The 14,941-nt window shown below is 64.7% G+C and carries 11 protein-coding genes; 4 read left to right on the forward strand and 7 right to left on the reverse strand.

Features of this window, described 5'->3' with window-relative positions:
- The first annotated feature begins 112 nt into the window (after nucleotides 1-112).
- The 4 genes from U5A89_RS11715 to U5A89_RS11730 all read left to right on the forward strand — a co-directional run bounded on the left by U5A89_RS11715 (nucleotide 113) and on the right by U5A89_RS11730 (nucleotide 6,171).
- A complete protein-coding gene (locus tag U5A89_RS11715) occupies nucleotides 113-442 on the forward strand; it encodes a hypothetical protein (protein ID WP_338161292.1) in 330 nt (109 codons plus the stop codon).
- Between the two features lie 69 nt (nucleotides 443-511).
- Nucleotides 512-1,786 (forward strand): TolC family protein, encoded by a 1,275-nt coding sequence (locus U5A89_RS11720; protein WP_338161293.1) that lies wholly within the window; start codon nucleotides 512-514, stop codon nucleotides 1,784-1,786.
- Complete coding sequence (locus tag U5A89_RS11725) at nucleotides 1,783-2,949, forward strand: efflux RND transporter periplasmic adaptor subunit (RefSeq protein ID WP_445190650.1); 1,167 nt, start codon at nucleotides 1,783-1,785, stop codon at nucleotides 2,947-2,949. The genes U5A89_RS11720 and U5A89_RS11725 overlap by 4 nt, the downstream gene beginning before the upstream one ends.
- A gap of 3 nt (nucleotides 2,950-2,952) precedes the next feature.
- Nucleotides 2,953-6,171: an efflux RND transporter permease subunit gene (locus tag U5A89_RS11730; RefSeq protein ID WP_338161294.1), complete on the forward strand. Its 3,219-nt coding sequence runs from the start codon at nucleotides 2,953-2,955 to the stop codon at nucleotides 6,169-6,171.
- A 99-nt stretch (nucleotides 6,172-6,270) separates the two neighbouring features.
- On the opposite strand, the gene U5A89_RS11735 is transcribed toward U5A89_RS11730, so the two are convergent.
- The 7 genes from U5A89_RS11735 to U5A89_RS11765 all read right to left on the reverse strand — a co-directional run bounded on the left by U5A89_RS11735 (nucleotide 6,271) and on the right by U5A89_RS11765 (nucleotide 14,940).
- Complete coding sequence (locus tag U5A89_RS11735; RefSeq protein WP_338161295.1) at nucleotides 6,271-6,921, reverse strand: peroxiredoxin-like family protein; 651 nt, start codon at nucleotides 6,919-6,921, stop codon at nucleotides 6,271-6,273.
- Nucleotides 6,922-7,013: 92 nt separating this feature from the next.
- On the reverse strand, nucleotides 7,014-8,363 hold the full coding sequence (locus U5A89_RS11740) for an LLM class flavin-dependent oxidoreductase (protein ID WP_338161296.1): 1,350 nt from the start codon (nucleotides 8,361-8,363) through the stop codon (nucleotides 7,014-7,016).
- A gap of 10 nt (nucleotides 8,364-8,373) precedes the next feature.
- The gene (locus U5A89_RS11745; protein ID WP_338161297.1) at nucleotides 8,374-9,165 is read right to left on the reverse strand and encodes a class II aldolase/adducin family protein; all 792 of its coding nucleotides are present in this window, start codon (nucleotides 9,163-9,165) and stop codon (nucleotides 8,374-8,376) included.
- Nucleotides 9,166-9,247: 82 nt separating this feature from the next.
- Nucleotides 9,248-10,213: an ABC transporter substrate-binding protein gene (locus U5A89_RS11750; RefSeq protein ID WP_338161298.1), complete on the reverse strand. Its 966-nt coding sequence runs from the start codon at nucleotides 10,211-10,213 to the stop codon at nucleotides 9,248-9,250.
- Complete coding sequence (locus tag U5A89_RS11755) at nucleotides 10,188-12,764, reverse strand: TonB-dependent receptor plug domain-containing protein (RefSeq protein ID WP_338161299.1); 2,577 nt, start codon at nucleotides 12,762-12,764, stop codon at nucleotides 10,188-10,190. Before U5A89_RS11755 ends, U5A89_RS11750 begins: the two co-directional genes overlap by 26 nt.
- 127 nt (nucleotides 12,765-12,891) lie before the next feature.
- On the reverse strand, nucleotides 12,892-13,848 hold the full coding sequence (locus U5A89_RS11760) for an ABC transporter substrate-binding protein (RefSeq protein ID WP_338161300.1): 957 nt from the start codon (nucleotides 13,846-13,848) through the stop codon (nucleotides 12,892-12,894).
- 3 nt (nucleotides 13,849-13,851) lie between these two features.
- Entirely contained in the window at nucleotides 13,852-14,940 is a 1,089-nt protein-coding gene (locus U5A89_RS11765) for an LLM class flavin-dependent oxidoreductase (RefSeq protein ID WP_338161301.1), read from the reverse strand.
- Nucleotide 14,941: the final 1 nt, after the last annotated feature.

The following is a 14,941-nucleotide window of genomic DNA, read 5'->3' on the forward strand; positions in this document are numbered from 1 at the left end:
TGTTCTTGTTATGTTCTATATTCGATATGGCGTCCATAGCCAGAAAAGAGACGATCATCCTGTCCACCGGTTTGCCATGACAGACGCCGGACAATCCGTTAAAGAGGCACCGATGTTGCGTGGGCGCCTCCTGTTTTTCTGCATGTTGCTGTTGTCGTTGACCACGGCAACGGCGATCCATGCGCGTGAACTAAGCGGCGCATTCGACATCGAATGTTCGGGCTATGTGCATAGCGACACCGACGAAGATCGGTCGCCCGGAGATGCGGACAAGGCCGTCGCCCATCATCATGGCAGCTGCCATGGCGCGGCGGCTTTCCTGCCTGCGCGGAACGTCGCACCCAATATCTTCGCCTTCCTGAACAGTCCTGCGACGCCGCAGGACCGGGCGGCGCTGGGCCGCTGGATTGCCGGGCCGGACTTGCGACCGCCTATCGCCTGATCGCCGTCTCACCGGCTGCGACCTGCCTTGCAGGTCGTGGCCCGATACGATTCGATCAGGATTTTTTCCATGTTCAAGATCATTGCGGCCTGTCTGGCTGCCACATCCTGCGTCGCCATGGCGCAGGCGCAGGACGAGGCCGCCATGGCCCCTGCCCCTTCGCGCGCACCCTTCACGCTTGACCAAGCGCTGGCCGCCATTGGCGCTGGTGCACCTTCCACCGATGCCGCGCAAGCGGGCATGGAAGCCGCCGAGGCCGCCCGGACCGTCGCTGGCCTGCGTCCGAACCCCACCATTCAGACCGAGGTCGAGAATATCGCCGGTTCCGGTCCCTATGGCGGTTTCAACCAGGCAGAAACCACGCTGGGCATGAGCATCCCGATCGAACTGGGCGGTAAACGCCCCGCCCGGATCGCGGTGGCCGATGCACAGGCGCGGCGCGCGGAACTGACGGCGGCGATCATGCAGGCCGACCTGCGTTTTCAGGTCGTCCAGCTTTATATCGGGGCGGTCGCTGCCCAACGCCGCGTCGCCATAGCCGAGGATCAACGGCGGATCGCGCAGAATGCACTGGATGCCGCCGCGCTTCGGGTGCGGGCGGGACGGGCGTCGCCGATCGAGGAACAGCGTGCTGATGTCGCCCGCCTCAATGCGCAGGCGGGGGCGGACAGGGCCAGGCGGCTGGCGATCGCCGCCCGCACCAATCTGGCCCGGCGGATCGTACAGCCGATCGACGCGCCGCTGGATGAGGCGATGCTCGATCATATGCCGGTGGCGACACAGGGACCACCGCTCAGCGATAGTAGCGGGACGCTGGCGATGGCGGCGGCGGATGCGGACCTGTCGACGGCGGACGCGGGCATCCGGCTCGCCCGATCGCAAAGCGTGCCCGATCTGACCGTGGGGCCGGGCATCCGGCGTCTGGAGGCGACCAACGACACGGCCGCTGTGTTCAGCATCTCCATACCGATCCCCCTGTTTAACGCGGGCAAGGCATCGGTGGCGCAGGCGCGCGCACAGCAGCGCAAGGCCGAAGCGGAACGGCGGATGACCGCGCTGGATGTCGACCAGGCGATCAACGATGCGCAGGCGGAGGCCGATATCGCCGCGACGATGGCGCGCAACGCCAACGGCCCGGCGCTCGCCGCGGCGCAAGAAGCCGCGCGGATCGCCCGGATCGGCTATCGGGAGGGGAAGTTCGGCCAACTCGACCTGCTCGATGCGGAACGCACGCTGGCCGAAACGCGCCTCGCCGCGACCGAAGCCCTTGCCGCCTATCATAATGCCAAGGCGCGGTTGGAGCGGCTGACCGCTCCCGCGCCGCAACAGGGACATGGACGATGATGAAGATGACGACCCGTGCGGCGCTGCTGGCGCTGCCACTCACCTTGATGCTGGCCGCCTGTAGCGGCGGGACCGAATCAGGCAATGAGGCCGAGCACGCTGAAGAGAAGGGCCATGCCGAGGAAGGCGATCATGCCGATGAGGGCAAGATCGTCCTGAGCGAAGACCAGATCGCATCGGCCGGTATCCAACTGGGCCGCCCGGCCATGGGCGGATCGGGCACGCTGGAGATACCCGCGACGATCGAAGGCGATCCGCAGGCGTTGCAGGTCGTGTCGGCCGCGATCGGCGGACGGATCGTGGCGCTAACGCGCAATCTGGGCGAAAGCGTCGGTCGCGGCCAAACTCTGGCGATCATCGAAAGCCGGGAAGCCGCGCAGATGAAGGGCGAAGTGGAAGCATCGCGCGCGCGGCTGGCACTGGCCAATTCCAACCTGAGCCGCGAGCAGCGCCTGTTCGCGCAGCGCGTTTCGCCGGAGCAGGATTTGATCGCCGCGCGGACGGCGGCGACCGAAGCGCGCATCGCCTATCACCAGGCGACGGGCCAGTTGTCGGCGGCGGGCGGCGGCGGGGGCGGCCTCAATCGGATCGGCATCGCCGCCCCGGCGTCGGGACAGGTGATTGCGCGCAGCGTCGCCCTGGGCCAGACGGTCGATGCGAATGCCGAACTCTATCGCATCGCCAATCTGGCGACCGTGTCGCTGTCGCTCAATCTCCAGCCTGCCGATGCCAGCCGTGTCAAGCCGGGCAACAGCGTCCTCGTCACCGCGCCTGGACGTCAGGCGACCGCGCGGGTGCGTTTCGTGTCGCCGGTGCTGGATGCACAGACACGATTGGTGCCGGTGGTGGCGCTGCTCGACAATCGCGACGGCCAGTGGCGCATGGGTGAACCGGTGTCGGCGGCAGTGCAATTGTCTGGCGAAGGCGGCGACGGCGCAGTCCGGGTGCCCTCCACCGCCGTGCAGACGGTCGAGGGCAAGACCATGATATTCGTCCGGACGCCCGACGGCTTTCAGGCGACGCCGGTGATATTGGGCGAAACCAGCGGCAGCATGGTGATCGTGCGGTCGGGCCTGCGCGGTGACGAACGGATCGCGACCACCAACAGCTTCACGCTCAAGGCCGAACTCGGCAAGGGCGAAGCTACCCATGAGGACCATTGAGCCATGATCGCCCCCATCGTCAATTGGGCGGTCCACAAGCGCTGGCTCGTCCTGCTGCTGACCGCCATCGCCGCCGTGATCGGCGGCATTGCCCTGCACCGCCTGCCCATCGACGCGGTGCCGGACATCACCAACAACCAAGTGCAAATCAACGTCCGCGCGCCCGCCCTGTCGCCCGAACTGGTCGAAAAGCAGGTCGCCTTCCTGATCGAAACCGCGCTGGCGGGCATTGCGGGGCTGGACCATACGCGATCGCTCAGCCGCAACGGCTTTGCCCAGATTACAGCGGTCTTCGACGAGGCGACGGATATTTATTTCGCGCGGCAACAGGTTGGCGAACGGCTGAGCGGCGTGGCCGGGAACCTGCCCGAAGGGGTTGCCCCGGAGATGGGGCCGATCGCAACGGGCCTTGGCGAAGTCTATATGTGGACCGTGCGGCTGGAGCATCGCAAGGATGACACGCATCTACCCGGCGAACCGGGGATGCAGCCGGATGGCAGCTATATCACGCCCGAAGGCGACCGGCTGACCAGCGATATCGACAAGGCGACCTATCTGCGCACCGCGCAGGATTGGATCGTCGCGCCGTTGCTCAAGAATATCGACGGGCTGGCCGGGATCGATTCCATCGGCGGCTACAGCAAGCAATATATGGTGATACCCGACGTTCCGCGGCTCGCCGCGCTGGGCCTGACGCTGACGGATCTGGGCACCGCGCTGGAGCGCAACAACAGCAGCATCGGCGGCGGCGTGATCGACCGCAATGGCGAGGGGCTGGCGGTGCGATCGGACGCTTTGGTCCGCAACGCGGCGGAATTATCGCGCACCGTAATCACCACGCGCGAGGGCGTGCCGATCACGCTCGGCCAGGTTGCGACGGTGAAGACGGGTCAGGCCGTGCGGATGGGTTCGGCATCGGAAAACGGCACCGAAGTGGTGGTCGGCACGGCGGTCATGCGGATCGGCGAGAACAGCCGGACGGTGGCGACGGCGGTCGCCGATCGGCTGAAGGCGATCAACGCATCGCTGCCGCCCGACGTCATCGTCCAGCCGGTGCTGGATCGCACCGCACTGGTCAATGCGACGATTGGCACCGTCGCCCGCAATCTGGGCGAAGGGGCGCTGCTGGTCATCGTCGTGCTGTTTGCGCTGCTGGGCAACTGGCGCGCGGCGCTGATCGCGGCGATGGTGATCCCGGTCACGATGCTGCTCACCGGCTTTGGCATGCTCAAGATCGGCGTGTCGGCCAATCTCATGAGCCTGGGGGCGCTGGACTTCGGCCTGATCGTCGATGGCGCGGTCATCATCGTGGAAAATGCGCTGCGGCGCATGGCGGAGGCACAGCATCGCCAGGGGCGGTTGCTGACGAAGAACGAGCGGCTGCATATGGTGGCGATGGCGTCGCGCGAGATGATCCGGCCATCGGTCTATGGGCAGGCGATCATCATCCTGGTCTATGTGCCGCTGCTGACCCTGACCGGCGTGGAGGGCAAGAGCTTCGTACCGATGGCAGCCACGGTCATCATCGCACTGGCCTTTGCCTTCGTCCTGTCGCTGACCGCCGTGCCGGCCGCGATCGCCATCTGGCTGTCGAACCGGGTCGAGGAAAAGGATGGGCGCATCATCCACTGGCTCAAAACGCGCTACGAACCCGGCCTTAACCGGGCGATGCGCCGACCCGCCGCCACGATCGGCGCGGGCATTGTCGGATGCGGGGTTGCGGTCGTCGCTTTCCTGTCGCTGGGGCAGGTCTTCATGCCGCAACTCGATGAAGGCGATTTGTTGATCCAGGCGATGCGCATCCCTGCGACATCGGTGCAGCAGAGCCAGGCGATGCAGGGACCGATCGAGCGGATGATCGGGAAACAGCCCGAAGTCCGGTTCGTCTTTTCCAAGACTGGCACGGCGGAACTGGCGTCCGACCCGATGCCGCCCAATGCCACCGACATGTTCGTGATCCTCAAGCCGCGTGATCAGTGGCCCGACCCGTCGCTGACCAAGGCAGCGCTGGTCGAACGACTGGAAACAAAGCTTAACCGCATACCCGGCAACGCCTATGAAATTACCCAGCCGATCCAGATGCGGTTCAACGAACTGATCGCTGGCGTCCGGGGCGATGTAGCGGTCAAGGTTTTTGGCGAGGATTTCGACGCCATGAACCGGACCGCCAATAAGATCGCGGGGGTGCTGCGTCGTACGGAAGGCGCCACCGACGTGAAGGTCGAACAGACCGCCGGTCTGCCCATGCTCGACATTCGGGTGGATCGGGACGCCATGGCGCGGGTCGGCGTGACGGTGCAGGATGTGCAGGACACGATCACCGCCACGATCGGTGGACGCACGTCCGGCACCATCTTTGAAGGCGACCGGCGCTTTCCCGTGGTGATCCGCCTGTCCGACGCGCAACGGGCGGACCTGACGGCGTTGCGCCAGATCCAGGTGCCGGTGGCAGGGGGACGGTTCGTGCCCCTCGCCAGCGTTGCGGCGATCCGCATCATTGATGGTCCCAACCAGATCAGCCGGGAGAATGGCAAAAGGCGTGTGGTGGTGCAGGCCAACGTCCGCGGCCGCGATATCGCGAGCGTCGTGGACGATGCGCAGGCGGCGATCGCAAAGGATGTCCGCCTGCCTGCTGGCAGCTATCTGGAATGGGGCGGCCAGTTCGAAAATCTGGCCTCCGCGCGCGAGCGGCTGCAACTGGTGGTCCCGGCCTGTTTCGTCCTGATCCTGCTGTTGCTGCATGCGGCGCTGGGATCGGTGCGCGACGCCGCCATCGTCTTTACCGGCGTGCCGATGGCGCTGGTCGGCGGGGTATTGGCGCTGTTCTTGCGGGGCATGGACTTTTCCATCAGCGCTGCCGTGGGGTTCATCGCGCTGTCCGGGATCGCGGTGCTCAATGGTCTGGTGATGGTGTCGTCCATCCAGGATCTGATGCGCACCGGCGTGGATCGGGCGGAGGCGGCGCGGCTGGGCGCGGTGCAGCGGTTGCGACCGGTCGTCATGACGGCGCTGGTGGCGAGCCTGGGCTTCGTGCCGATGGCGATCGGCGCAGGGGCCGGGGCGGAGGTGCAAAAGCCGGTTGCGACCGTCGTGATCGGCGGCCTGATTTCCGCGACGCTGCTGACGCTGTTCGTGCTGCCGACGCTCTATGCGCGATACGGGGGCTGGAGAGCGGCAAGCAGGACGGGGCCAGATGACACCCAGCCTTTGCAGGCTGGTTAAGGAGGCGCCACGCACGAGTCGTGCGGGACAGCCAAAGCGATCGCCGTGGAATGAATGGGAATGGAGGGAGCGGATGTTCGCCCCCTCCCCTATGCCGCCTTAGCCTATCCTGCGCAGGATATCGGCCGCTTCGGGGCGGTCGAGCCAATCGGGACTGACATCGATCCATTGGACGATACGCCCCGGCCCCAGCAGCAGTACGGCGGGCTGCGGCAATTCCCAGCTACCGGTGCCCGTCACTTCCCCGATCCACCCGGCGGGCGGCGGGGACGGGCGGACATCGGGTTCGAAGCTGATGCCCAACAGCCGGGCCAGGCCGTTATCCTTGTCCGTCGCAACGGCGAAGGGCAGGCCGTGGCGCAGTTTGATATCGCGCAAACGGTCGGGTAGCTGGGGACTGAGCGCCACCAGCGGGATGTCCCGTTCGGCAAGCGGGGGGTAAAGCGCCTCGGCATAATGGGGCAAGGCGAGGTTGCACGCCGGGCAGCCCGCGAACCGAAAGAAGACCAACAGTGCCCGGCCATCGGCAGTTAGACCATCCAGGCTGATCGTGCCGCCACCCACTTCGGTAAAGGACAGCGGCGGCAGGACATCGCCCGGCTGGGCCACGGCCGCCGGATCGAACCGTTCGACCAACTGAAGGCGCTGGCTTGCATTGCCCTCCAGCTGCGCGGGCGTCCAGCTGCGCGCGCGTTCGGCCTGCAATGCGGCGTAGCGGTCCTTGAGCGTTTCGGTGAGAAGTGTCGCCATCATGATCTCCTTGCGTTGGGGTCATGATGGCGACGCAAAGTTATCGTCGCTAATGAGAGTTGCCGCACCAGCCACGAAAAATCGTCATAGTTTCAGGCCGCATCGCGACGGACCGAAGGCCGCTGGTGCAGGCTGGCGGGGATAGGCAATCCCAGATTGCCGCGCAGCGTGTCCGCCTCATATTCGGTGCGGAACAGCCCGCGCGCCTGAAGGATCGGCACCACCTCTGCCACGAAGCGCTTGAACTGCGCCGGATGACCCAGATGGACGTTCAGGCCATCGAGCGCGCGCCCGTCGAACCAGCGCTGGATTTCGTTTGCCACCGTTTCCGCCGATCCCACAAAGGGGCTGCCGCGACCGGCCCGTGCCCGCTCCACCGCCTGGCGCAGGGTCAGTCCCTGCGCGACGGCGCTGTCGGTGATCGTCTTCGCATGAGTGTAGAAGCTGCTCTTGGCATATTCCAGAGCCTCTACCGGGAACGGCGCGTCGGGATCATATTGGCGGAAATCATGCCAGCCGAAGGGGCGGCCAAATTCGGCCAGCGCCTGACCGAAACTCTGGTCGAGCGCGCGATAATGCTGCTCGATCGCCTTGGCGTCCGCATCCGTGTCGCCGACCGTGACGGTGAAGCCCGGCAGGATGACGATCTCGTCGGGATTGCGACCCTGCCGGACGGCCCGCCCTTTCAGGTCAGCGTAGAAGGCCTGGCCCTGCTCGATCGTCGGGGCATGGGTGAAGATGGCGTCGGCAATCGCCGCGCCCAGGTCGCGACCCTGGTCGCTGTCGCCGGCCTGGAAGATGACCGGTTCGCCCTGTGGCGACCGCTGGAGATTGAGCGGGCCTACGACTTGGAAAAACTCACCGCGATGGTCAAGCCGATGGAGCTTGTCGGCGTCGAGGAACTGGCCGGTGGCGCGATCGCGAACGAGGGCGCCCTCCTCCCAACTCGACCACAAACCCCGCGCGACGTCGAGAAACTCGACGGCCCGGCGATAGCGGGTGTCATAGTCGAAATGTTCGGGCTGGCTGAAATTGCCCGCCGTGCCTGCGTCGCCGCTGGTGACGACGTTCCAGCCTGCCCGCCCCTTGCTGATCAGGTCGAGCGAGGCGAACCGGCGGGCCAGGTTGAAGGGATCATTATAGGATGTGGTGAGCGTGGCGACCAAACCGATATGCTTGGTCGCCACGGCCAGCGCCGACAGGAGGGTGAGCGGTTCCAGCCGGTTTAGGTAATGAGGCGGCGAGTTGGCGGTGATGAACTGGCTATCGACGATGAACACCAGATCGAACTTGGCCGCTTCGGCCTGACGCACGACATCGATATACCAGTCGATATTGACGCTGGCGTCCACCGGAATATCCGTGTCCAGCCATCGATTGCTGTCGCCGGGCCCACCCACGCCGGTGGGCACGAGGCCGAGTTTGAGTTGGCGCTGGGTCATAGCCGGTTCCTTATGCGTTGAAGCCGGGGGACTGGCGTTCCGCCTTGCGCAAGGCAGCTTCCCAGACCAGATCATAGTGGGACTTGGCGCCCTCCACTGGCTTGCGCTGGCGGTTCATCTGCTGGCGCACCTCTGCCTGCGCGGCTTCCGGCGCGATCAGTATCTTGTCGCGGCCGACCGCCAGCGTGCGCACCTGCGCCTTGCAGGCTTCTTCCAGATGATAGATGCCGCTGAACGCTTCGCCCGGCGTCGCGCCCAAGGCCAGCGTACCATGGTTGCGCAGCAGCATAACGTTGGTATCGCCCAGATCCGCGACCAGCCGTTCGCGTTCGTCCAGATTGAGCGCTACGCCTTCATAATCATGATAGGATAGGCGCGGGATCAGCGCGAGCGCGCGCTGGTTGAGCGGCAGCAGACCTTCGGCATGGGCCGACACCGCCATGCCGTCGGCGCTGTGGAAATGGGCGATATAATGTGCGTCGTCGCGCGCGCCATGGATCGCCGAATGGATCACATAGCCGGCATAGTTGATGCCATAGTCGCTGTTGCCGATGACATTGCCGTCCAGGTCGACCTTAACCAGGCTGGACGCGGTGATCTCATCGAACATCAGCCCGAACGGATTGATCAGGAAATGATGGTCCGGCCCCGGCACGCGGGCGGAGATGTGCGTGTAGATGAAATCGTCCCAGCCATAGAGGGCGGACAGGCGATAGAAGGCGGCGAGATCGACGCGGACCTTCCATTCCGCTTCGCTGATGCCGGATGCACGAAAACGGTCGTCTTTCAGGACTGTAGCCATGGCGATGCTCCTTTGCGGGCAAATGTAGGGATGTGGCGGTAGGCCGCCCAATGAGAAAAACTGAAGGATCGGCGCGGATCGCTCATGCCGGGAAGATGCCGGGATCGATGATCTTTGAGACAGCGACATGGACAGGTAGTTCGCCATCGGCGAAGAAGCGATCGACCACGCGCTGGAGCGGCTTGACCAGTGCGGCATCGGGCGCAACCAGCAATCCCCTTTGACGATCCGCCATGATATCGGCGACTTTCGGATCGACCTTTGTTTCCTTTACGAGGATGGCCGCATAATCCTTCGGGTGATCGGCGGCCCACATGGCGGCTTTCTGCTGCCGCGCCATGACATCGCGCAGGGCGGTGCGCTTGGCCGGGTCGTCCAGCGCCGACTGCGATGCGGCGATGAGGGCGAAGGGGCTGTTGATCCCTTCCCCATCGCGCAGGAGTTGTGCACCGGCCAGTTCGGCGGCGATCTGATAGGTGCCGAAGGTCGCCCACGCCTCGACCTGCCCGGCGGCGAAGGCGGCGGCGGCGTCGTTGGGCAGCATGAAGCCGATCTTGACGGCGTCCTTTGCGACCCTGGCTTCCTTGAGCGCTTCGAGCAGCAGATAATGGGAGATGCTGCCGCGCGCGCTGGAGACGATCACGCGACGTCCGGCCAGATCGGCGACCGAGCGGATGGGCGATCCTTTGGGGACGATGATCCCGATGTCGCTGTTGGAGAAGCGGGTGCCCGCGATAATCTTGAGCGGGGCACGCGCCGCCGCCGCCAGAATGACCGGCAGGTCGCCTGCGGGCGCGGTATCGACGGCGCCTGCATTCAGCGCCTCCAGCAAGGGCGCGGCGCCCACGAAATTCGCCCATTCTATGTCATAGGGCAGGTTGTCGAGCGCACCGGCGGCTTCCGCGCGGGACTGCGACAGATGGACCTGGTCGCCCAGGACCAGCTTCGTCCGCCCGCCCTTCCCGGCCCCGCCGCACGCGGCAAGGCCGAGCGCGGCCGCGCCGACGAGGAAGGTCCGGCGATCAGAAAGCAAGAGCGATCCGCCCATAATAATATCCACCCGCTGGGTTGAAGGGGGACGGGCCATAATAGCCCTGGCCCGTTTGGGGATTGCCCGGCCCGTTGGTTTCGGGACGAACCTCGAAGAGGTTGGTGGCGCCGACCGACAGGGTGGCGAAGTCCGCTACCTTGGCGCTGACGCTGAGGTCGGTGATGATCTTCGCACCGAAATGGCGGTCATCGCCCGCTGCGGTGCGCTGGGTATATTTGCCGTAGCGAGTGTTGGTGAGGCTGACGCCGAAAATGCCCTTGGTCCAGTTCAGCGTGCTGACCAGCTTCGTATGCGGCTGGAGCACTTCGAGTTCGCCGATCTTGTCGCCGCCGAAGAAGACGGAGCCAGCGCCCAGCAGAGATTTGCCGTTAGCGTCGAACAGTTGCGACGGCGTGGCGACCACATCGGTGACCTTCGTCTTGCTGTAGTTGAAGGCGAGTGTGACGCCCAACTTGCCGAAATCGCCCAGACCGGTCGAATAGTCGGCGACCAGATCGAAGCCCTTCGTCTCGGTATCGGCGGCGTTGATGAAATATTCCGCCTGTTCGACGTCCGACAGGCCGTTGGCGGCGAGGATGGCGGAGATGCCGGTGCCGAACAGACGGCCGGTCCGTTCGATCCGATCGTTGATGCGGATATAATAGCCATCGAGCGTGATCGACAGGGACGGGATCGGCGTGAAGACGACGCCCAGCCCCGCGTTCCAGGTCTTTTCCGCCTTAAGCGGCTTGGCACCCAGCAATTGGCCGACGGTTGAGTCCGCCGTCACCAGCTTGGCAACGGTCGGGCGCAATTCGGTCTGGCCGGTTTCCGCGTTGAAGAAGGAGGATGTGCGGCCGTCCGTCTGGGCATAGCCGATCTGCGTCAACGAAGGCGCACGGAAGCCGGTGCCTACGGTGCCGCGAATGGCTAGCGCCGGGCTGAATTCATAGCGGCTGTTGAGTTTCAGGCCGATCGGGCTGCCCGACCCGTCGCTATAATGTTCGGCGCGGATCGCCGCGCCGATATACCAGGCGTCGGTCGGGTAGATGCCAAGGTCGATATAACCGGCATAGACCTTCCGACTGATATCGGCTTCGTCGTCCGGAGAAAGGACGATTGCGCCTTGCACCACCGGTGAGGCGACGCGACCGACATTCCAGTCATATTGCTGGTCGCCCGGCTGGAAGGTGTAGGTCGCCGGTTCGTAGGCGAGCGGATCGCCCGCGAAGGTGCGGAAGCGGTCGAGCCGATATTCGCCGCCGATCGAAACCTGCAATGGCCGGGCAAGGCCGATGTCGAATTCGCGATGCAGATCGAGATTATGAGTCCATTGGCGAAATTCGAAATTGGCGAGATTGGGCCAATAGGTCGGGCTGTCCGGGCCGAGCGAGGGACGGATGGAGAGCTTCGAAAACTGGCGGCTGGCGTTGCGGCCGAAGGAGGAAGACAGATCATAGTCCCAGCCTGCCAACGTCCCTTTCAGCCCGCCAACGAACTGGAAATCATTCTCGTCGATATTGTTGAGCGGATAATAGCCGTCGGGGAACAGCGCGGTGAAATTGGCGGTGCTGTTGGGACGGCGGAAATTATTGCCGATCTGGGCGTCGCGCTCGCCATAGGTGCCGAAGCTGTAGAGGGTGACACTATCAGTCACCGGCAGCTGCGCGTTATAGCCGAGGTTAAACGCCTTAATCTGTGGGTCGCCATTATGCGCGCCGTCGCGGTTCCATTCGGCGTTGCGGGCGTTGGCGTCCGCAATGTTCGCTTCGACCTGCGCGCGGGTGAGGCCGCTGGTCGCGACAACCTGATCGATGGTGCGCCCGGCGGGCAGGCCATAAAGATTGGTGTCGGTCGCGGGCAGGTTCCACCAGGCGCCACCGCGCTTGCGGATGTCGCCGCTGACGGTCAGGAAGCCGCCATCGTCGCCAATCTTCGTGCCGTAGCGGATCGTGCCCTTCCAGCTGTCGGGCTTGCCATTGGCGTCATAGAGCGTGCCATAGGTGAAGTCGCCGCTCAGCCCTTCCTTTTCGGCGAGTTGGATGTTGATGACCCCGGCGATCGCGTCCGTGCCATATTGGGCGGCGGCGCTGTCCTTGAGGACTTCGATCCGGTCGATGCCGCTGGTCGGAATGAGGTCGATGTCGACGGGGTTCGCGCCGGATGTATCGGCGGTAGAATTGCTGAGGAACGCGCCGTTGTGGCGGCGCTTTCCGTTGACCAGCACCAGCGTGTAGGCAGGCGCCAAGCCGCGATTGGTGACCGGGCGACCGATGGAGAAGACGCCGGCATGGGTCGATCCGAAATTGAGCGACGGCAGCAGTTTGGACAGGGCTTCGCCAAATTCCGCTGAGCCGGTCGCCTGCAACTTGTCGGCGCTGACGACGTCGATCGGGGCCGGGCTTTCGGCGATGGTACGCGGTGCGCCGCGGACGCCGGTGACGATGATCGTTCCTGCGTCGGCGGCGGCATCGTCTGGCGTGCTGACCGCCTGCGCAGAGGCTGGCGAGACAGCGAGTGCGACAGCCGTGAGCGCTGAGGATGCGAGGTAATAGGCGGTGTGTTTCATGGTTTTCCCCCAACAGGTGTTGGAGCAGCCTCTATTTTCTATCTAATTGATTGAGAAATGACTTTATGGATGCAATCATGAGTATCTCTCAACTTTAGATCGCCTTTGTGCAGCGAAACTTATCGTTTCAAGGCTGGGCGAAATCAGTGTCGAAGGCGTGCGCGACATCGCGCCTGCCATCGGTCAGGCCCGCCTTCTGGAAGCGAGCGGTGATCGCCTGTTCATGGGCGATGATCCTGGTATCAATAGGTTGCGCCACCCGATTGTTGCGATCGAAGCTGGCGCGGGCGATGTCGAGCGGCAGGCCTGTTTCCTTCGCCAGTACCTGCGCGAACTGATCGGGATGCGCGCGCGCCCAAGCCACGGCCCGGGCTTCGCGTCGCAAAAAGTCCGCCAGCAACGCCCGTTTCGGGGCGATCGCATCGGCGTTGGCGATATCGATATAGAGGGGCAGGCCGTAATCCTTGGCATCGACCACGGCGCGCGCGCCTTCCTTGATCGCGACATTGGTATAGGGCGTCCAGGTCGCCCAGGCGTCGATCGACCCGCTGTCGAAGGCGGCTTTGGCGTCGCCCGGCGGCAGGAAGGTGACACGCACCTTGTCCGCCGAGATATGTGCGCGCTCCAAGGCCTGAAGCAGCAGATGGTGGCCGATCGATCCGCGCGTGGTGGCGACCGATTTGCCGACCAGATCCTGCGCGTTCCGGATGAGCGAGCCAGTCTTGACGAGGATGGCCAGCGCTTCGGCCGCTTGATGGGCGGGCGCCTGCACGCCGATCGCCTTCACAGGGCTGCCGCTTTGATAGGCGAAGATGAAGGGGGCGTCGGCGGCCAGGCCAAGGTCCGCCGCGCCGCCGCCCACCGCTTCGAGCAGCGGTTGGGCCGCCGGAAATTCGGACCATTCGACCGTATAGGGCGCGCCGTCCAGCACGCCCGATGCGATCATCATGGATTTAAGCTGTCCCTTCTGGTTGGCGACGCGCAGGGTCATGTCGTCGCCCTCACGAAAAGTCGCGGCGGCGAGCGCTATGCCCGCCACCGCGACAAGGGCCGTCGACAGGATGACGACGTTTTTCTTGCGCATGGATCAGCCCGCCAGCGCGAGGCCCGCGGCCTCACGCTCGGCGACCTTGCGGCGCACCACCGGCAGCAGTTCGCGGCCATAAAGAATGGAATTGCCCAGCGGATCGAAACCGCGGATCAGGAAATGATCAATGCCGATGTCGTAATAGTCCAGCATCGCGTCGGCCACCTGCTCCGGCGTGCCGACCAGGCCAGTACTGTTGCCCGCCGCGCCGGTCAGCGCCGCAACGCCGGTCCAGAGACGTTTATCCTGCCGGTTGCTGCTGGCCGTGTCGAGCAAACGCAGAGATCCGGCATTGGGCGGGCGATGGCCGGTTAGCGGCAAGCCGGCGGCGACGCGGTTTTCGCGCACCTGTTCTTCGATTTCGGCCGCCAGTTTCCACGCGGCTTCCTCCGTGTCGGCGATGACCGGGCGCAGCGAAAGCGAGAAGCCGGGGCTGCGGCCATAGCGCGCCGCCGATTTGCGGACGGCGCGCACCGTGTCCTGCACCGCTTCGAGCGTTTCGCCCCACAGCGCATAGACATCGGCGTGGCGCCCCGCGACGTCGATCGCCTCGTCCGACGATCCGCCGAAGAAGACCGGCAGATTGTCAGGCTTGATCGCGCTATACGCCTGGCGGATGTCGTAGAACTTGCCCTGATGATCGAAGGGCTTGGCCGCCGTCCATTCCTGCCGCAGGACGGTCAGATATTCGTCGGTGCGGGCATAGCGTTCGGCCTTCACCGTCTTGGTGTCGCCGTCGCGCGCCATTTCCTCGTCCGCGCCGCCGGTGATGATGTGGACCGCGACGCGGCCGCCCGATAGCTGATCGAGCGTGGCGAGTTGGCGCGCGGCAACGGTCGGCTGGGTGAAGCCGGGGCGATGGGCGACCAGGAAGCCGAGCTTCGTGGTGATGGCGGCGGCGTGGGCCGCGACGATCTGGCTTTCCGGGCTGTTGGAACCGAAGGGGATGAGGACGCGGTCGAAGCCGCCCTCTTCCTGCGCCTTGGCCGCTGCGCTGACATAGTCGGTGTCGAGCACGCGGCTGCGCACTGCGGCCTGGGTTTCGGAGCCATTGTTGAAACCGATATAGCCGATGAACTTGACGCTCATG

Origin of the sequence: Sphingobium sp. HWE2-09 (genome assembly GCF_035989265.1) — a bacterium.
In the GTDB taxonomy this organism is placed as follows: Bacteria; Pseudomonadota; Alphaproteobacteria; order Sphingomonadales; family Sphingomonadaceae; genus Sphingobium.

Coding starts and splice junctions, on each gene's coding strand:
- U5A89_RS11715 (WP_338161292.1), top strand. CDS start 113: ATGTTGCGTGGGCGCCTCCTGTTTTTCTGCATGTTGCTGTTGTCGTTG.
- U5A89_RS11720 (WP_338161293.1), top strand. CDS start 512: ATGTTCAAGATCATTGCGGCCTGTCTGGCTGCCACATCCTGCGTCGCC.
- U5A89_RS11725 (WP_445190650.1), top strand. CDS start 1,783: ATGATGAAGATGACGACCCGTGCGGCGCTGCTGGCGCTGCCACTCACC.
- U5A89_RS11730 (WP_338161294.1), top strand. CDS start 2,953: ATGATCGCCCCCATCGTCAATTGGGCGGTCCACAAGCGCTGGCTCGTC.
- U5A89_RS11735 (WP_338161295.1), bottom strand. CDS start 6,921: ATGGCGACACTTCTCACCGAAACGCTCAAGGACCGCTACGCCGCATTG.
- U5A89_RS11740 (WP_338161296.1), bottom strand. CDS start 8,363: ATGACCCAGCGCCAACTCAAACTCGGCCTCGTGCCCACCGGCGTGGGT.
- U5A89_RS11745 (WP_338161297.1), bottom strand. CDS start 9,165: ATGGCTACAGTCCTGAAAGACGACCGTTTTCGTGCATCCGGCATCAGC.
- U5A89_RS11750 (WP_338161298.1), bottom strand. CDS start 10,213: ATGGGCGGATCGCTCTTGCTTTCTGATCGCCGGACCTTCCTCGTCGGC.
- U5A89_RS11755 (WP_338161299.1), bottom strand. CDS start 12,764: ATGAAACACACCGCCTATTACCTCGCATCCTCAGCGCTCACGGCTGTC.
- U5A89_RS11760 (WP_338161300.1), bottom strand. CDS start 13,848: ATGCGCAAGAAAAACGTCGTCATCCTGTCGACGGCCCTTGTCGCGGTG.
- U5A89_RS11765 (WP_338161301.1), bottom strand. CDS start 14,940: ATGAGCGTCAAGTTCATCGGCTATATCGGTTTCAACAATGGCTCCGAA.